The 17,795-nt window shown below is 43.3% G+C and carries 14 protein-coding genes and 1 pseudogene; 3 read left to right on the forward strand and 12 right to left on the reverse strand.

Annotated features, from left to right (window positions below; all coding sequences use genetic code 11):
* Nucleotides 1-21 precede the first annotated feature (21 nt).
* Both hisG and QNH43_RS26125 read right to left on the reverse strand, forming a co-directional pair.
* On the reverse strand, nucleotides 22-651 hold the full coding sequence (hisG, locus tag QNH43_RS26120) for an ATP phosphoribosyltransferase (protein WP_034311625.1): 630 nt from the start codon (nucleotides 649-651) through the stop codon (nucleotides 22-24).
* Nucleotides 644-1,828 carry an ATP phosphoribosyltransferase regulatory subunit gene (locus tag QNH43_RS26125; protein WP_283916263.1) on the reverse strand — a complete coding sequence of 395 codons (1,185 nt, stop codon included), beginning with the start codon at nucleotides 1,826-1,828 and terminating at the stop codon, nucleotides 644-646. Before QNH43_RS26125 ends, hisG begins: the two co-directional genes overlap by 8 nt.
* 490 nt (nucleotides 1,829-2,318) lie before the next feature.
* Between QNH43_RS26125 and QNH43_RS26130 the strand changes: the two genes are divergently transcribed.
* Nucleotides 2,319-3,377: a processed acidic surface protein gene (locus QNH43_RS26130; protein WP_283916264.1), complete on the forward strand. Its 1,059-nt coding sequence runs from the start codon at nucleotides 2,319-2,321 to the stop codon at nucleotides 3,375-3,377.
* Between the two features lies 1 nt (nucleotide 3,378).
* Nucleotides 3,379-4,020: a class D sortase gene (locus QNH43_RS26135; RefSeq protein ID WP_283916265.1), complete on the forward strand. Its 642-nt coding sequence runs from the start codon at nucleotides 3,379-3,381 to the stop codon at nucleotides 4,018-4,020.
* 253 nt (nucleotides 4,021-4,273) lie between these two features.
* On the opposite strand, the gene QNH43_RS26140 is transcribed toward QNH43_RS26135, so the two are convergent.
* The 6 genes from QNH43_RS26140 to QNH43_RS26165 form a co-directional block, all read right to left on the reverse strand.
* On the reverse strand, nucleotides 4,274-4,792 hold the full coding sequence (locus QNH43_RS26140; RefSeq protein WP_283916266.1) for an acyltransferase: 519 nt from the start codon (nucleotides 4,790-4,792) through the stop codon (nucleotides 4,274-4,276).
* Complete coding sequence (ppaX, locus tag QNH43_RS26145) at nucleotides 4,789-5,457, reverse strand: pyrophosphatase PpaX (RefSeq protein ID WP_283916267.1); 669 nt, start codon at nucleotides 5,455-5,457, stop codon at nucleotides 4,789-4,791. Before ppaX ends, QNH43_RS26140 begins: the two co-directional genes overlap by 4 nt.
* Nucleotides 5,447-6,391: a nucleoside recognition domain-containing protein gene (locus QNH43_RS26150; RefSeq protein ID WP_076368258.1), complete on the reverse strand. Its 945-nt coding sequence runs from the start codon at nucleotides 6,389-6,391 to the stop codon at nucleotides 5,447-5,449. The genes ppaX and QNH43_RS26150 overlap by 11 nt, the downstream gene beginning before the upstream one ends.
* 27 nt (nucleotides 6,392-6,418) lie before the next feature.
* A complete protein-coding gene (gene lgt, locus QNH43_RS26155) occupies nucleotides 6,419-7,231 on the reverse strand; it encodes a prolipoprotein diacylglyceryl transferase (RefSeq protein ID WP_283916268.1) in 813 nt (270 codons plus the stop codon).
* 26 nt (nucleotides 7,232-7,257) lie between these two features.
* The gene (gene hprK / locus QNH43_RS26160; RefSeq protein WP_076368260.1) at nucleotides 7,258-8,193 is read right to left on the reverse strand and encodes an HPr(Ser) kinase/phosphatase; all 936 of its coding nucleotides are present in this window, start codon (nucleotides 8,191-8,193) and stop codon (nucleotides 7,258-7,260) included.
* Nucleotides 8,194-8,700: 507 nt separating this feature from the next.
* Nucleotides 8,701-9,801: a DUF4097 family beta strand repeat-containing protein gene (locus tag QNH43_RS26165; protein WP_283916269.1), complete on the reverse strand. Its 1,101-nt coding sequence runs from the start codon at nucleotides 9,799-9,801 to the stop codon at nucleotides 8,701-8,703.
* Between the two features lie 420 nt (nucleotides 9,802-10,221).
* On the opposite strand from QNH43_RS26165, the pseudogene QNH43_RS27905 reads away from it, so the two are divergent.
* Nucleotides 10,222-10,379 (forward strand): annotated as a pseudogene (locus QNH43_RS27905) (IS5/IS1182 family transposase); the annotation flags it as partial.
* A 90-nt stretch (nucleotides 10,380-10,469) separates the two neighbouring features.
* Here QNH43_RS27905 and uvrA read toward each other — a convergent pair.
* The 4 genes from uvrA to QNH43_RS26185 form a co-directional block, all read right to left on the reverse strand.
* Nucleotides 10,470-13,349, reverse strand: a complete 2,880-nt coding sequence (uvrA, locus tag QNH43_RS26170; protein WP_283916270.1) for an excinuclease ABC subunit UvrA — start codon at nucleotides 13,347-13,349, stop codon at nucleotides 10,470-10,472.
* Between the two features lie 6 nt (nucleotides 13,350-13,355).
* Nucleotides 13,356-15,341: an excinuclease ABC subunit UvrB gene (gene uvrB, locus QNH43_RS26175; RefSeq protein WP_283916271.1), complete on the reverse strand. Its 1,986-nt coding sequence runs from the start codon at nucleotides 15,339-15,341 to the stop codon at nucleotides 13,356-13,358.
* Nucleotides 15,342-15,559: 218 nt separating this feature from the next.
* The gene (locus QNH43_RS26180) at nucleotides 15,560-15,790 is read right to left on the reverse strand and encodes a CsbA family protein (RefSeq protein WP_192207123.1); all 231 of its coding nucleotides are present in this window, start codon (nucleotides 15,788-15,790) and stop codon (nucleotides 15,560-15,562) included.
* A gap of 189 nt (nucleotides 15,791-15,979) precedes the next feature.
* Nucleotides 15,980-17,557, reverse strand: a complete 1,578-nt coding sequence (locus tag QNH43_RS26185; RefSeq protein ID WP_283916272.1) for a catalase — start codon at nucleotides 17,555-17,557, stop codon at nucleotides 15,980-15,982.
* Nucleotides 17,558-17,795: the final 238 nt, after the last annotated feature.

A 17,795-nucleotide genomic window follows, 5' to 3' on the forward strand; every position in this document is an offset into this window, starting at 1 on the left:
CACCTCATTAGCGATTCTTTACTATTCAATAATTTCTGCTAGCCGTTCCACGATTTCGGTAATCCTTGCTTCTTTAATTCGATAGCTGACAGGGTTTGCTACCAGCCTCGAAGTCACATTGGCGATTTTTGCATATTCCACAAGCCCGTTTTCCTTCAATGTCCGCCCCGTTGAAACGATATCGACGATTCGTTCAGCTAAACCGATTAACGGTGCTAACTCAATAGACCCATTCAACTTTATAATCTCGACTTGCTCCCCCTGCTCGCGAAAATAACTGGAAGCAACGTTCGGGTATTTACTCGCTATTTTGGGGGCGATGTCACTTATTTTCGTACCAGGCAATCCAGCTACTGCCAAGTAGCAGGCACTGATTTTCAAATCAAGTAACTCATAGACATCACGTTCTTCTTCCAACATGACATCCTTCCCTGCAATGCCAATGTCAGCGACGCCGTGTTCCACATATGTTACGACATCCATCGGTTTTGCTAAAATGAACCGCAGATTCTCCTCTTCCACTTCAAGGATCAATTTCCGGGAATCATCAAACTCGGGAGGGAGACGAAAACCGGCCCTTCTTAACAGCTCTGCCGCTTCTTCAAATATTCTCCCTTTCGGCATGGCAATCGTTAAAAAGCTATTATTCATCTTTTCCATTCCCCCCATTCCCTACGAATAAATGAACTTCAGAAAATGTCCGTGTAAAAGCATCGACATTTTGGACGACCGTAATATCTTGAATCGTTACCAATTTCCCTTCGGAGCGTTTTTTTCTTGCAAATTGAATTGCTTCCAATCTCCGTTCGGGACTGAATAAAATGCATTCTGGCGCGACAGGCTGGATCGGCTCCCCAAGAGCTTCTGCAAGACGATCCACCCGGATTGCAAAACCTGTGGCCGAAGCATTCCAGCCGAACTTCGCAAGCAGATTATCATACCGGCCGCCATTGCCGATTGGCGAACCCACTTGCCCGGCATACACCTCAAATAAAGTTCCCGTGTAATAACTCATATGACTGACCAATGTCAAGTCGAAGCTCACATATTGTTCAACGTCAAATTCTTTCAGCTGCGCAGACAATCCCTTCAGTTCAGCCAAAGAATCTTGCCCTTTATTATTTTCCACCAACCCTAGCGCCTTGCTCAGGGTTCCTTCACTGCCCCTTAATGAGGTAAATTCGATAAGCCGTTGTTTATCAATTGATGAAAGCGGCAGTGATTTAACATGCTCGCGATAACCGACATAATTTTTTTCGTACAAAAACTTCCTTAATATAGAGGCTCTTTCCTCCGTACCTAGAATGCTTAAGAAAAATTCTTGCAGAAATCCGATATGTCCAATGGAAATCTTAAATTCCTGGAGCCCTGCAGCCTTTAGTGCATCCGCAAGCAGGGCAATCATTTCAGCATCGGCACTTATAGACTTATTTCCGATACATTCGATGCCAATCTGTTCGAATTCTGCCGGCCTGCCTCCTTCACGCTGCTGTGCGCGGTATACATTCGCGGAATAGGCCAGGCGAAGCGGAATTTGCTGTTTTAGCAGTTTGGATGCTGCGACCCGTGCAATGGGAGCTGTCATCTCGGGACGGAGTACGAGCGTATGCCCCTGGGAATCAAGAAGTTTAAACAACTGTTGATCCAAGATTGCCGAAGCATCGCCAATTGTTTCATAATATTCCAAAGCAGGCGTTTCAATAAATTGATAGCCCCACTTCTTGATTTCATCACTCATTTTATTTCTTGCCGATACTTTCGTTTCATACAGCACCGGCAATGTATCTCTCATGCCTAACGGTTTTTCAAACATAAATGGCTTTGTCACGACTGCACATCCTTTGGAAATTTTGATTACTATCTATATCCAATCGGTCCGCCTATAGGCAAAAACCGATACACCCATTCCTAATTATGTTTATCCTTTATCTTTCCAAGGTTTCACGCTTAAATCCAAATTTCGGATAACATATAAAAATAGTAACAAATAAACTGACATAATAATATAAATAATCACAATAATCGATCAATACACTTTAGTTCGCTAATATGGTAGTAGGTTGAAGTTATTAATAGTTTACCCCTGCCCCCACCTTACGTCAAGGGAAATATGCCTAATCTCATTACTTCAATACCATGGCGGTCTTGGATATTCTTCATGATCGGTTAAAGTCCAAACGGAAGGAGTTGTACCTTTCCACCCGAATATTCCTTCCTATTTTTAGCCATTCACCGTTATTAATGTATACCTTTTGGTTTAGCTGTTTTATAATGTTTAGGAGTTTGGTAATATTAGAAAATTTTAGGGGGATATGGGAATGAAGAAATATTTTTCGTTTTTTTTGGCATTTATCGTTCTTTTTTCACTGGGTTTAAGCGGAACGAAGGGTTTTGCGGCAACTAAGATCAACCAGGATGAGCTTAATGCATACCTTTCTGAAGTTAGAATGACGCAAGAAGAATTGGAAGAGTATTTATCCTATTACGACTTATCATTGAATGAACTGAAATCGGTAGAAGAGTTGCGTGATACATTGGGACCGGCCGTCACACCTGAGACCATCCAGAATCTACTTAAACAATATGAAATGACAGAAGCTGAACTTACGGAATTATTAATAGAATACGGCGAACTGGAAGAGGGGGATTCGATCATCGATACCTTCCATTTCATTTACGATATTGAGGATATCATCGATTTAGAAATGGATTATGATGAGGAAGAGATGGAATATGATGACGAAGAGATCATCGATTTAATGGATGGTCTCTTTACTGAGATCGGCCTTACTGACGAAGAGCTCGATAGATTCATGAACCACCTTTTGCCTATCGTCGAAGACCCTTCTTTTGAAGCTCGTTTAATGGCGATCTCCGATAGGATGGATCAACTCGAGGATTTTGAAACAATTGATGAATTATCTGCAGAACAAGTGGCAGAATTGCTTTCTATATATAAGGATCTTCAAAGCTTGCTGCAAATTCAATTCAAATTCGCCTTAATTCAGGATGGTGTCACGACAAACCTATCCCTTGAGGCTTTATTCCAACTTAAGGAATTGACGAATGCCAGTTTACTAGTTTCCATTTATGATTTAAACGGCAATTTTTTGCTCGATTTTACATTGACAGGTGAAATGATCGGTTCCGATTTAGTGAAGGAAACCGGTAATGACATTAAACAATCCACTGAGGTCATTTCTAAAGTGGTTGAGGTAAAAAAGGAAAAGAAAAAACCCACAAAACCTGATCATAAAACGGAAAAAGGCGGAGTGCTTCCTAAAACGGCTGGTAATTACTTATTCGGCGCTTTAATCGGTTTAGCGTTAATGGTTATCGCTTTCGGATTAATCAGAAAAGCGAGACTCACTAATTAAGATGAGCAAAAATAGGCAATCCAGGCATAAGAAAAAAACGTTACTTATCACTGCTGTCTGCATTTTAACCTTAGGTTTTTATTTTACAACGACAAATGCCTATACGCTGTTAAAAGGCTATGCCCTATATAAATGGAATAAATCTGACACAACGGAAGCGACGGCTAAGCTACCCGAACCGAAGCCTAAAGCTGATATTCCCGATGGGCTTGAACTATATGAAGAACGACCGGAGACAGGTGATTTGATGGGTGAGCTTTATATTCCGAAAATCGAGGCAACACTCCCAATTTATCACGGAACGGACGAAGATGAACTCGAAAAGGGCGTCGGCCATTATGCGGGGTCCGTCCTCCCCGGTGAAAAGGATAATTCCGTTTTATCCGGTCACCGAGATACAATTTTCAGAGATCTAGGTGATGTCGGCGAGGGTGACTTGCTGATTGCCAAGACAGAAGCCGGTACGTTTACATATAAAGTGAGGAAGGTTCGTATCGTCGATGCAGATGACCGTACCGTGATCGTTCCCAAGCCTAAAGCCACACTTACAGTAACAACCTGCTATCCTTTTTCATATATTGGCAGTGCACCGGAACGATACGTATTGGTTGCCGATTTATTGAAATCGGAGCTAGGTAAATGAGATGCAGGGCTGAAGTTGTTCAGCCCCCTTTCATAAATCTTCAATAGATGATAGGAGGACAAACTCAACATGGAAAAACAGGCACAGCAAAGGTTTTTTCAAATTTTAAAAGAAACGTATGAAGCAACGGTGAACCAGGAAAATGTATCAATCAACGAAGTGATGGAGCATCTTAAGAATGAACTGACTCCGTTATACCCAAAATGCCATTTAAAAGGACTTGCCGCATATATGGGCAAGTCCTTTTTTTCATTCATAGGGAAGTTTGCTGCTCTCTCTCAAGCATTTCCTCTTTGGTATATATGATTTTCATTGGATTTCCCCCGACGAAAGCTCCCTCCGGAACATCCTTATGGACAAGCGTCCCCGCAGAGACAATCGCCCCATTACCAATTGAAAGTCCTGGAAGAATGGTCGAATTGGCTCCAATCAATACTTCATCACCAATGACTACATCTCCTAAACGATATTCATGAATCAAATATTCATGAGCAAGAATCGTCGTATTATAGCCAATGACAGTATTCATTCCAACCGATATTTTTTCCGGAAACATCACATCCGGCATGACCATCAAGGCAAACGAAGTATGCTTTCCTACTTTCATATGTAAAAAAGTCCTGTATAGCCAATTCTTCATGCCCAGAAAAGGCGTATAACGCGCTAGCTGTATCACAACAAAATTCTTTACGACTTTCCAGAATGGAACGGTCTTATATACATGCCATAGTGAATTTGCCCCTTCAACTGGATGGCGGGACGTGCGTCTCATTTTCTAGCCTCCGTGAGTTTTTCAACCTCAACGATATTCAATAAATCCGCCATCTGCTCAAGCATATAATCAGGGTGAAAACTTTCCAAGAATTCACGGCCTTTAATGGACCATGAGACCCCTGCCGTTTTTGTGCCTGTATTTTTACCGCCCATGATATCATGATAACTGTCGCCAATCATGATCGCTTCTTCAGGAACCGAACCGAGTTGATTTAAAGCTTTTACCAAAGGCTCTGGGTCCGGCTTCGCCTTTTCCACTTCATCCAGTGTGACCACCACTTCAAAGAATTGATCCAGTTTGCTTAAACACAGGCCCTTTTCAACGACATCACGCTTCTTTGTCGTAACGACTGCCAATTTATAACCGCTCTGCTTCAACGTTTGAACGGTTTCGAACACCCCGTCAAATTGTGTGACAAGCAAATCATGATTCCTCCAATTATGCTCCCGATAGTAAGCGATCATATCATCCACACGTTTTGGATCAATGGAGGAGAAAGTATCGACCAAAGTCGGTCCGATAAATGGAATGATATCTTCCCGTTTGAACTTTCCAGGACAAAAGTGGTTTAAAGTTTCAGTAAAAGAGGCAATGATCAATTCATTTGTATTGATCAACGTCCCATCAAGATCAAATAATAATGTAGTTATGTTACTGTTCATATACAGCTTCCTTTCTCTGTACCCTGTCAGTCCGATTCCATATATACGCAACGGCCATCGTTAAAACAATGGCAGTGAGTAGCCGAATAAGCAACAATGGCAAGACCGGAATCCCCAGCGGAATAAAAATCAGTGTGTCTTCTACAACAGCATGGCAGGCAACTAAAAAGATGAACGCAATCGTCATATCCTTCTTCGATACATTATCTTCTTTAGCGGCTTGGATCATTACGCCTGCCCCATATGCCAAACCGAGAGTCAGACCTGTAACGAAAGGCATGGAAGCATTCGGCTTCATCCCCAGGACCTTCATGAAGGGAGCAAGGGCTTTCGAGAAGGCTTCCAGCCATTTTAAATCTTTCATGATTTGAACCGCCACCATGAGCGGAATAACGATGACCGCCAGCTGACCGATTCCGGAAAGTGCCTGGATGACCCCATGTAAAAGGATTGCACCCGCTCCGTTAATCTCTGCAGCCTCCCCGATAGCCGCTCCTTGGGCCATTTCAGATCCGCCCTGCCAAACAAGATTGATGACGATAGCTGATAAAAGTGCAAGTCCGATCCGTACCGTTAGGATGATCCACAGCTTGACACCGGTTTTCATTGCCACACCTGACTCGATCAATAAATTATGTGAAAAAGATAGCATCATAGCGATAATAAAAACTTCTTTCACAGTCAAATCAAGTGTTAATATGCCAGCGATCGCCGCGTATAAATTCAGGAAATTCCCTAACACAAGCGGAATTGCCGCATCCCCTGGAAGGCCGATGAGATTCATCAAAGGCGCTATCAAGTTAATGATGAATGGCAATACAGGCGTATATTGAAGCACAGTGACGATCAAAGTGACTGGAAATATCACTTTCCCCAAAGACCAAGTTGTATTCAAGCCTGAAAGAAGTCCCTTTTTAATCGAATCTACTATCACTATGCCCTCTCCCTTTACACATATTCCCTATGCATCTAAATACCGTTTGTTTGCATGCCCGCTGACCCTTCTATAGACCACCAAAGCAATGGCTACAACTACCAACACAATCGAGATCACTTGTGCGATACGCAGTGACTCCGTCAGCATCAAACTATCCGTCCGCAATCCTTCAATGTAAAAACGGCCGATGGAATACCATAATACATAGGTTAAAAATAGTTCCCCCCTGCGCAAGTTCACTTTCCGTAAAATTAAGAGGATGATGACACCGGCGATGTTCCAAATCGATTCATACAAAAAGGTCGGGTGATAATACGTACCGTTTATGTACATTTGATTTATGATGAATTCAGGCAAATGCATATTTTCCAGGAATGACCTTGTTATTTCTCCCCCATGCGCTTCCTGATTCATGAAATTACCCCAACGGCCAATCGCCTGCCCCAACAATAAGCTCGGTGCAGCAATGTCCGCGAGCTTCCAAAATGACACTTTCTTGACCTTGGCAAAAACGATGGCAGTCAGCACCGATCCAATCAACGCACCATGTATGGCAATTCCGCCATTCCATATTTTTATGATATCCCCCGGGTTTTGTGAATAGTACTCCCATTGAAAGATCACATAATAAATACGGGCACAAATGATTGCGATCGGGACAGCAAACAAAATCATATCAGTAAATATTTCCTTATCTAGGCCTCTCCGCTCAGATTCCCTCAAAGCAATAATAAGACCCAATAACACACCGAAACCGATAATAAGTCCATACCAATGTACCTGGATGGGACCAAGATCTATCGCGATTGGATTCAGCGGCTGTATTCCTTGTTCCATTTTGTCCCCTCTTTTCCTATAACCTATTAAAATTCATCATGTTCCGGATCTGCAATGGCATGGTTCAAGCGATCTGAAAACTGTTCTGCAGCATTTACTCCCATTCGTTTCAGGCGGTAATTCATGGCTGCCACTTCAATGATAACAGCTAAATTTCGCCCTGGACGGACAGGTACGGTAATTTTCGTCACTTCCGTATCGATGATTTTCATTTTTTCCTCATCAAGACCAACCCGGTCATACTGCTTGTTTTTTTCCCATAGTTCCAGATTGATGACGATTGAGATCTTTTTGTTGCTCCGGACTGCACCAGCCCCAAAAAGCGTCATTACATTAATGATTCCCAATCCTCTTATTTCAAGAAGATGTTCGATTAAATCCGGGGCATTCCCTACTAGCGTATCTTGGTCTTCCTGCCTGATTTCGACGCAGTCATCGGCTACGAGACGATGCCCCCGTTTCACTAACTCCAGGGCTGTCTCACTTTTACCGACTCCGCTTTTCCCGGTGATCAACACCCCTAACCCATAGATGTCCACCAATACACCATGAACAGCAGTAGTTGGTGCCAACCTGCTTTCAAGGAAATTGGTCAGACGGCTGTATAACCTTGTTGTCTTCATATTAGATCTCATCACAGGAACGGATTCCCGCTCAGAAGCTTCGATCAATTCTATCGGTACTTCCTGACCACGCGTAATGATGATGCCTGGAGTAAAGTCCCTGCACAACTCTTCCATCCTCTGTATTCGCTCCGGTTCATTCAACCGATTAAAAAAGGACATCTCCGTCATACCTAAAAGCTGTACTCGATCCGCGGGATAATAATCAAAAAAACCGGCTATTTCAAGTCCGGGACGAGATAAATCACTCGTGACTATTGGTCGGTTAATTCCTTCTTCCCCACTGATAAGTTCTAGACCGAACGCTTCTACTATATCCTTTGTACGGACTTTTGCCATATATCTTTCCTCCTTTTGGAGCGTTGCTATTTTTCGAGATACTTTTTCTATTTTAGCATTTTTCTGTTAATAACCAAACAAAGCATTATCGATTTACTGTTTTTTTATTCATTGCAACAGGATGATGACAGCGGTAAGGTCCCGGGAACAGGAAAGAGATGGGATGAAACTGCATGAATCCTAAGAAAACCCCAAATTTATATTGGCGGGATCACTTTGTAGCCAAAAGGGATCACAAAACGTATTTTTCATCAAATGATGTTCCCAAATCAACTCCTTAGATATGGTTTCTATCCAAATTTAATACCAAAGTTGATTGAAGAGCAAGTGTGCGAGACTCCTGCGAAAGTGCATCAAGGGAAGACCCCGCATGCGGAAAGCGAGCTTCGGGAGCGGAAATCAACATCCAAATTGGACAAGCCATAAAAAAATGTAGGCATACCCGATTTTTGCCGAGTTTGCCTACATTCTGAGCCCGCCAGCTATATCAGTGCGCTTTCTTTTTCTTCAGAAAACCGTTATCGCTGCAGTCTTGGTTTCTGCAAAAACATGAAGCACAGGAACCTCTTCCTTAACCGTCTTAAACTTAAGGACCTTCTGAACCACATCACTTTTCTCTTCGATGATGGTCATCCCTTCCAAAGTTACATTAAAGCTTCCTAAATTGGATTTCAGCTCTCCTTCGATCGCCTTACCTGGTGGCAGGGTCAGCAGGACTTTTCCAGTGACTGACTTAGCATGGATCGAATCGCAATCCATCCCTGAATTCGTACAGATGATTTCCCCATTGAAAGTTTGGACATCCAATTTCTTGAAGTATCCATCGGCATTAATCGCTCCATTCAGGGTCTCGGCTTCCAAGTCATTAAAGTTGGTATCCGAAATGGTGATCATCCCGTTAGCTGTTTCAAGCTCACACGAATCACCCGTACCCTGCATGATATGAATGGCACCATTCGCCGTCTTCGCTTTAAGGTTCTCTGATTTCAATGATTCAGTCGTGATAGCGCCATTGAACATCCTTACATGGATATCCTCATATTCCTTCCTTGGAATGTACATGATCGTATCAACCTTTATGGATTTTTCACGAACCTTGAACCTCAATTTTCCATTTTCAATCGTGAAATCGACTTCTTCTAAGAAGTTCTTCCTGGCTTCTTCTATATCTTCCACACGGTATACCTTAGCTTCACACTCTACCCGGACATCATTATGGTCCCATGCGGCGATTTTTATTTTCCCATTTGCTATATCCACATCAACTTCATTCAGGAAATCATGATCATGCTGGAAAATATGACTGAACTCTACAGATTTCCCAAAATTGAAATCAAGGTCCGTTTCTTTGATTTTCTTAAAAGCACTTTCAACGAAATCCATAATCTTTTCTTTCGATGACTGGATATTCTTCTTAAACGTATCCTGGGTGCTTCCCTCGCTTTTCTTATCCACGACAACCGTCGATAATTCATTTTGCAATTTTTGCTCTTTAGCTTCACTTTCCTGACTGGCTTTATCTAATTCTTCCAATAAGCCCATGGCTTCTTCCGCTGATAACTTTCCATCCTGAATCATTTCTAAGATTTTCTTTCTTTCCTCCTGCATGAACATTCCTCGCTTTCTTCTATCATTTTATTCATACATACGCCCAGATATTTAAAAAGTTTCATAAATACCGTTTTTCCTATCATTCGACAAAGGAAAATGACAATTTCCGAAACGGGAGATTTATGATTTCCCCGGAAATATCTTGTTTTCCCATTCTTTAATCAAATGATTGATTAAATGCCCACCGTCATTTTTCTACATAAAAAAAGCCTGATGGCTTGTTCCAGACTGCAGACAAATTGAACGTTGATTTCCTCTCAAGGCACTCGCTTTCCGCGGGCGGTCCGGGAGCCTCGCTTTTCCCGCAGGAGTCTCGCACCTTCCGTTCCAATCAACTTTGATTTAACTTTTAGAGACCCTTTTACCTAAAGTCTTCATTGTTCTAAAATAGAATGAATAAAACTTGAGGTGATAAAGATGCTTTCTAAACATGCTTCTATTCAACGAAATCATCTGGTGCCAGCGAACCATTTGGTTCGTAAAATCGAGGCTGCCATTAACCCCTCTCTTTCATTTATGATTTGGTGAAAGAAATGTATTCAGAGGTAGGACGCCCAAGTATTGATCCAGTTATTTAGATTCCACACAAATGTCAAAAGGGTTCGGAATTTTTTAATTCCGAACCCTTTTGTCTACAAACTGAACAAGCCTGATGGCTTGTTCTTTTATGCATGTTCATGCTGGGTTTGTTTTTCTTCAATCCAATTTTCCATGCGAATTTGATCACGGGTAAGTACAGGTTTTAAGTATTTTCCCGTATACGATTCGGAAACTTCACATATTTTTTCAGGTGTTCCATAAGTGACGATCGTTCCGCCCTTATCTCCGCCTTCCGGGCCCAGGTCAATAATATGGTCCGCCGTCTTGATGACATCCAGATTATGCTCGATCACCAGAACTGTATCCCCATTGTCAACCAGCCGCTGCAGAACCTGTAGCAGCCTTGCTATATCGTGGACATGAAGTCCGGTAGTTGGTTCATCCAAGATATAAAAGGAGCGCCCAGTGGAACGGCGATGCAATTCAGAAGCAAGCTTCACCCTTTGCGCTTCACCGCCTGATAAAGTGGTAGCAGGCTGTCCAAGCTTGATATAACCCAATCCAACATCATAAATCGTTTGTAGCTTCCGTTTGATTTTCGGGATATTTTCAAAGAAACCAACACCTTCCTCAACTGTCATATCGAGGATGTCGGAAATGTTTTTCCCTTTATATTTCACTTCAAGAGTTTCCCGGTTATAACGTTTCCCATGACAGATTTCACATGGGACATAGACATCCGGAAGGAAATGCATTTCAATCTTGATAATGCCATCACCACGGCATGCTTCACAGCGGCCGCCCTTCACATTAAAACTGAACCTTCCTTTTTTATAACCGCGGATCTTCGCTTCATTAGTCGAGGCAAATACGTCACGAACATCATCGAATACACCCGTATAGGTAGCTGGATTCGATCGTGGGGTTCTGCCGATCGGTGATTGGTCGATATCAATGACTTTATCTAAATGCTCAATTCCCTTGATCTCACGGAAATCACCTGGTCTGGCTTTTGCCCGATTCAGCTTTTGAGCCAACGATTTATGGAGGATTTCATTGACTAATGTACTTTTCCCGGATCCAGAGACTCCTGTAACGGCAGTAAAGACCCCTAGCGGGAATTTCACATTAACGTTTTTCAAATTATTTTCCTTGGCACCTTTTATCTCAATGACACGGCCATCATTTTTTCGGCGTTCCAATGGCAATGGAATGAATTTCTTCCCTGCCAGATATTGGCCCGTTAAGGATTTAGGATTATTCATGACCTCTTCCGGAGTACCAGCGGCCACTATTTCCCCTCCATGTGCTCCTGCTCCAGGACCGACATCGATCAAATAATCCGCAGCAATCATCGTATCTTCATCATGCTCGACGACAATCAGGGTGTTCCCGATTTCGCGCATATTCTTCAATGTATCGATCAATCGATCGTTATCCCTCTGGTGCAGCCCTATTGAAGGTTCATCCAAAATATAGAGTACTCCCGTCAATCGGGAACCGATCTGCGTAGCCAAACGTATCCGCTGTGCTTCACCGCCTGATAATGTTCCCGCTGCCCTGCTCAACGTCAAATATTCCAAACCTACATTAGCCAGGAAACCGAGCCGCTCACGAATTTCACGTAAAATCAATCTCGCAATTGCAGCTTCCTTTTCAGTCAAATCAAGCTCATCGAAAAATACTAAAGCATCTTCCACTGATAAGGCTGTCGTTTCACTTATATGGACCCCTTGAATGAGCACGGAAAGACTCTCTTTTTTCAATCGGTGACCCTTACAGGCCGGACAGTGATGTTCCGACATATATTTCTGCATTTGCTCACGAATATAGTCTGAACTCGTCTCCTTGAAGCGCCTTTCGATGTTTCTTAAAACTCCTTCAAAAGGAATATATCCTTCTTGCACTCTTCCAAAATCATTTTTATAACGGAAATATATCTTATCTTTACCTGAACCAAGCAAGACCTTATCCATCTTCTCTTGCGGTAAATCTTTAACGGGCACATCCATATCTATCCCATAATGGTTGGCCACCGCTTCAAGGAGCTGCGGATAATATTGGGAGCTCGTCGGTTCCCATGGCGCAATCGCATGTTGACGGAGGCTTAATTCATTATTCGGGATGACCAGATCACGGTCCACCTCAAGCCTCGCCCCCAAGCCATCACAATCCGGGCATGCCCCAAACGGGCTATTGAAAGAGAACATTCTCGGCTCTAGCTCTTCAATCGAAAATCCGCAGTATGGACAAGCATGATGTTCACTGAACAGCAGCTCTTCCTCGCCCATGACGTCAATGATGACTTTGCCTTCGCCAAGCTGCAAAGCACTTTCCAATGAATCTGCGAGCCGTGCCATGATACCCTCTTTAATGACGATCCGGTCTATGATGACCTCGATTGAATGCTTTTTATTTTTTTCGAGAGTGATCTCCTCACTAAGATCATGCATTTCCCCATTCACACGAATGCGGACATATCCTTGTTTCTTAACTTCCTCCAAAACTTTTGCATGTGTCCCTTTTCTGCCTGAGACAAGCGGTGCCAATACCTGAAGCTTGGTTCGCTCAGGGTAATCAAGAATGCGGTCCACCATTTGCTCAATCGTTTGTGAGGTGATTTCAATATTATGGATCGGACAGGTCGGTCTGCCGACACGTGCAAATAACAGCCTTAAATAATCATAGATCTCCGTAACAGTCCCTACGGTTGAACGAGGGTTTCGACTGGTCGTTTTCTGGTCTATGGAAATGGCTGGTGACAAGCCTTCGATCGCATCGACATCCGGTTTATCCACTTGTCCTAAGAATTGACGAGCATAAGCGGACAGTGATTCTACATAACGTCTTTGCCCTTCTGCATAAATCGTATCAAAAGCCAAGGAAGACTTTCCAGATCCGGATAATCCGGTCAGCACAACAAGTTTGTCTCTCGGTATCGTGATATCAATATTCTTTAAATTGTTGGCCCTGGCGCCTTTTATCACAATTTTATCCATTGCCATGTTTCGTCACCCTTCCGCTTTCAACTCTAGTAATAAATCACGCAGCTCGGCAGCTCGCTCGAAATCCAGTGCCTTTGCCGCTTCCTTCATTTCTTTTTCCATGCTCTCCATCACTTTTAAACGCTCTTTTTTAGGGAGCTTCGCGAGGCTTGGTGCAAGGTCTTCTTTATACTCTTCGCCTTCTTCGGCTACATGGGTCGCCCTTATGGAGTCCCGGATATCCTTTTGGATGGTTTGAGGCAATATTCCATGCTCTTTATTATAATTCTCCTGAATTTCACGGCGCCGCCTCGTTTCATTGATGGCAAGTTCCATCGAATTCGTGATGCGGTCTGCATACATGATGACATGGCCGTTGGCATTACGGGCTGCACGGCCCATCGTTTGAATAAGCGAACGCTCCGAGCGAAGGAACCCTTCCTTATCGGCATCCAGAATGGTCACCAATGACACTTCCGGTATATCCAGGCCTTCCCTTAAAAGATTGATTCCAACGAGTACATCATATTTGCCCATTCGAAGTTCCCGAATGATTTCTATCCTTTCCAAGGTCTTCACTTCCGAATGAAGATATTGGACCTTGATGCCGATTTCCTTTAAATAATCAGTTAAATCCTCAGACATCTTTTTCGTCAAGGTCGTAATGAGCACACGCTCGTTCTTTTTGACGCGCTCCTGTATTTCACCGATCAAGTCATCTATCTGCCCTTCAATCGGCCGCACTTCCACCGTCGGATCCAGCAATCCGGTAGGACGGATGATCTGCTGAACCATTTCTGGCGTATGTTCAAGTTCATATGGTCCCGGAGTTGCCGAAACGAATATGGATTGATGTACCTTTTTTTCAAATTCTTCAAATCTTAGCGGGCGGTTATCTTTTGCAGACGGCAGACGGAAGCCATGATCGACGAGCACTTGCTTCCGCGCCTGATCTCCATTGAACATTCCGCGGATTTGCGAAAGGGTTACGTGTGATTCATCCACGACCAATAGGAAGTCCTCTGGAAAGTAATCCATTAAAGTGTATGGTGTCGCACCTGAGGGGCGAAGGGTTAAATGGCGGGAATAGTTCTCGATCCCTGAACAAAAGCCCATTTCCCGCATCATTTCCAAATCATAACGGGTCCGCTGCTCCAAGCGCTGTGCTTCAAGGAGTTTTTCATCTTCCCTTAATTCCTTCAATCGCTCTTCCAGTTCCGTTTCGATATTTTGAATGGCAATCCGCATTTTCTCTTCGCGGGTTACGAAGTGGGAAGCCGGGAAAATGGCGATATGTTCCCGTTCACCAGTAATTTCGCCAGTCAGGGCATCGACTTCACGGATGCGGTCAATTTCATCCCCGAAAAACTCGACCCGTACACAATGTTCATCACGTGAAGCCGGGAAAATTTCGACCACGTCACCGCGAACGCGGAAAGTCCCTCGTTGGAAAGCAATATCATTCCTCTCATATTGAATATCCACGAGTCTGTGCAGCAAGGCATTCCGGTCTATTTCCATGCCAGTTCGGAGGGAAACGACCATCTCCCGGTACTCTTCAGGGGAACCGAGGCCATATATGCACGAAACACTGGCAATGATGATGACATCTTTCCTCTCGAACAAAGATGAGGTTGCCGAGTGACGCAGTTTATCGATTTCATCATTGATGCTTGCATCCTTTTCGATGAATGTATCCGTGGATGGGACATAAGCCTCTGGCTGGTAGTAATCATAATAGCTCACGAAGTATTCAACGGCATTATTAGGGAAGAACTCTTTGAACTCACTGTAAAGCTGCCCTGCCAACGTTTTATTGTGGGCAATGACAAGAGTCGGTTTATTGATTCTTTGAATCACATTGGAAACGGTGAACGTTTTCCCTGTCCCCGTCGCTCCCAATAACGTCTGCATTTCCTTGCCTTCCTTAATCCCTTCGACCAGCAAGTCAATCGCTGCCGGTTGATCTCCTTGAGGAGAGTATTTTGAGACTAACTCAAACTTATCCTTCACCAAGCATAGCCTCCTATTGAAATATTTTTATATGAAAACGGGACATGCCTATATCCCTTCTATTTATTCCGGTTTAATAAAGCATATATACACATTCTACCACAATAGCCTTAAAACAAACCAGCAATAAGCGAACATCCATTCTATTTTCGTTTTATGGACTTCATGATGTGTTGAGGGGAATGACATGTTTGAGTACAAAAAAAGCACCTTTGGTGTCAGGCGCTCTTGGATGTACGTTTCATCATTCTTTTTGATAACCAGAACCCCACTGTCAGGGATAAGGCATCGACGATGATCAATAAGTTTGTATGCGTATAACCTTTATATGCGGAAGCTGTAATCAAGGCAACAGTTAAAACAAGGCCCACGACATTGTTATAGGTGACTCTTGAAAATAGCATGACAAGTAGACAAGGAAGGAAAAGGGCAGAAAGAAGTTTAATCATTTTTTCATCTCCTTTATAAGAGAAAAATAGAGTAGTTTCAGTTTAAATGATTATCAAGTTTTTTGCCAATCAATTTCCTACTTGATTTTCAAGGAATCGTCGGAAAAGCATTCCACACATCCTCCAATTATGCCCATAAAAAAAAGAGGCAAACCCCTTTAAAGGGAAGTTTGCTTCTTTCCTGCCCAATCAATATGGATCCGCTTCATGTCCTTTTCTAACCGCGTCCTCAGGGTTATCCGTCCCACCCAGAGGTTTTGAAGAGTCCGTATGTTCAGCTGCCGCAGCCAGTCCCTCTTTCAATCTGCGGCCATACTCTTCATCGGCCTCTTCGGCAAGTGCTATCATTTTTTCCTGAATGCGCTTGTCGGCAGGAGCCAATGCCGCCACTAAATTGGAAATTAAATCGTCTTTTTCCCAATCCTCGAATTCACGGAATGTTTCACCAGCCTGTTTCGTATTGTTTTGGCGGTCGATTGTCTCACGAACAAGTTTCCCTTCCACCATGGGTGTATACTCCTTGCCCGTCTGCTTGGCTTCTTTCAAGCCGCCGACAGTTGATGGTTCGTAGTTGATGTGGGGGCTTTGGCTGCCTCTGCCAACTTCATATTGCATCTGTCCGCCAGTCTGATTCGTGGCTGTTGGTTTCTTTGGAGCATTAATCGGCAATTGCAGATAATTCGCGCCGACACGGTGACGCTGTGTATCGGAATAAGAGAATGTACGTCCCTGTAACATCTTGTCATCGGAAAAGTCCAGTCCATCCACTAGGACACCGGTGCCGAATGCAGCCTGTTCGACTTCAGTGAAATAGTCTTCTGGGTTTTTATTCAATACCATCGTACCGACATGAAGCCATGGGAACTCATCTTTCGGCCAGATTTTCGTATCATCCAGCGGATCAAAATCCAACTCGGGGTGATCATCATCACTCATGATCTGTACGTTGAGATCCCACTCAGGATAGTCCCCGCGTTCGATCGCTTCATATAGGTCCTGTGTGGCATGATTGAAATTCGTCGCTTGAATTTCATTTGCCTCTTGCTGTGTCAGGTTCTTGATCCCTTGTTTCGGTTCCCAGTGATACTTGACAAGCACCGCTTTCCCTTCTTCATTCACCCATTTATAAGTATTGACCCCTGACCCTTGCATCATGCGATAGTTAGCCGGGATGCCCCATGGGGAAAACACAAAGGTAACCATATGGAATGTTTCAGGCGAACTCGAGCAAAAATCGAAAATCCTCCTGCCGTCCTGAATATTCGTGACCGGATCGGGTTTGAAGGCATGTATCAAATCCGGGAATTTCATGGCATCACGGATAAAGAAAATTTTCAGGTTATTACCTACAAGATCCCAGTTTCCATCCTCAGTATAAAATTTAACGGCAAATCCCCTGGGATCACGTAATGTTTCCGGGGACGTCCCTCCATGAATAACAGATGAAAATCTCACGAATACCGGGGTTTTTTTACCCTCTTCCTGAAAAACCTTCGCTCTCGTATATTTTGAAATCGGCTCGTCCCCCGCTTTACCGGTCGGAACGAAATAACCATGAGCACCTGCACCACGGGCATGCACAACCCGTTCAGGGATACGCTCCCTATCGAAGTGGCTGATCTTTTCCAGGAAATCATAGTTCTCAAGTGTACTAGGGCCTCTGTTCCCTACAGTTCTAAGACTCTGGTTATTCGTTACCGGGTGCCCTTGCCTGTTCGTTAATGTTTCTTTCGATTCATCATTTGGTTTTTTGGATTTATCAGACAAAAAATCCCTCCTCTGTTAATAAAAGCCACAATACTACTATACTTTCCCCTATTCCCTATATTTCACTCTTTAATCTCCAAATTTAATTGAAATTAGTTAAATAAGTACTTTCCCCCTATATATCGCTGAGCATAGGTTTATGCCATTAACAACTGGTTTAGATCATATAATGATTAGAAAGCTTTTATGCATTTAGTAGAAATAGGGAGTGAGCATACCCATTTTTGTATCTGTCAAC

It is taken from the genome of Peribacillus simplex, assembly GCF_030123325.1.
GTDB lineage: Bacteria > Bacillota > Bacilli > Bacillales > DSM-1321 > Peribacillus > Peribacillus simplex_D.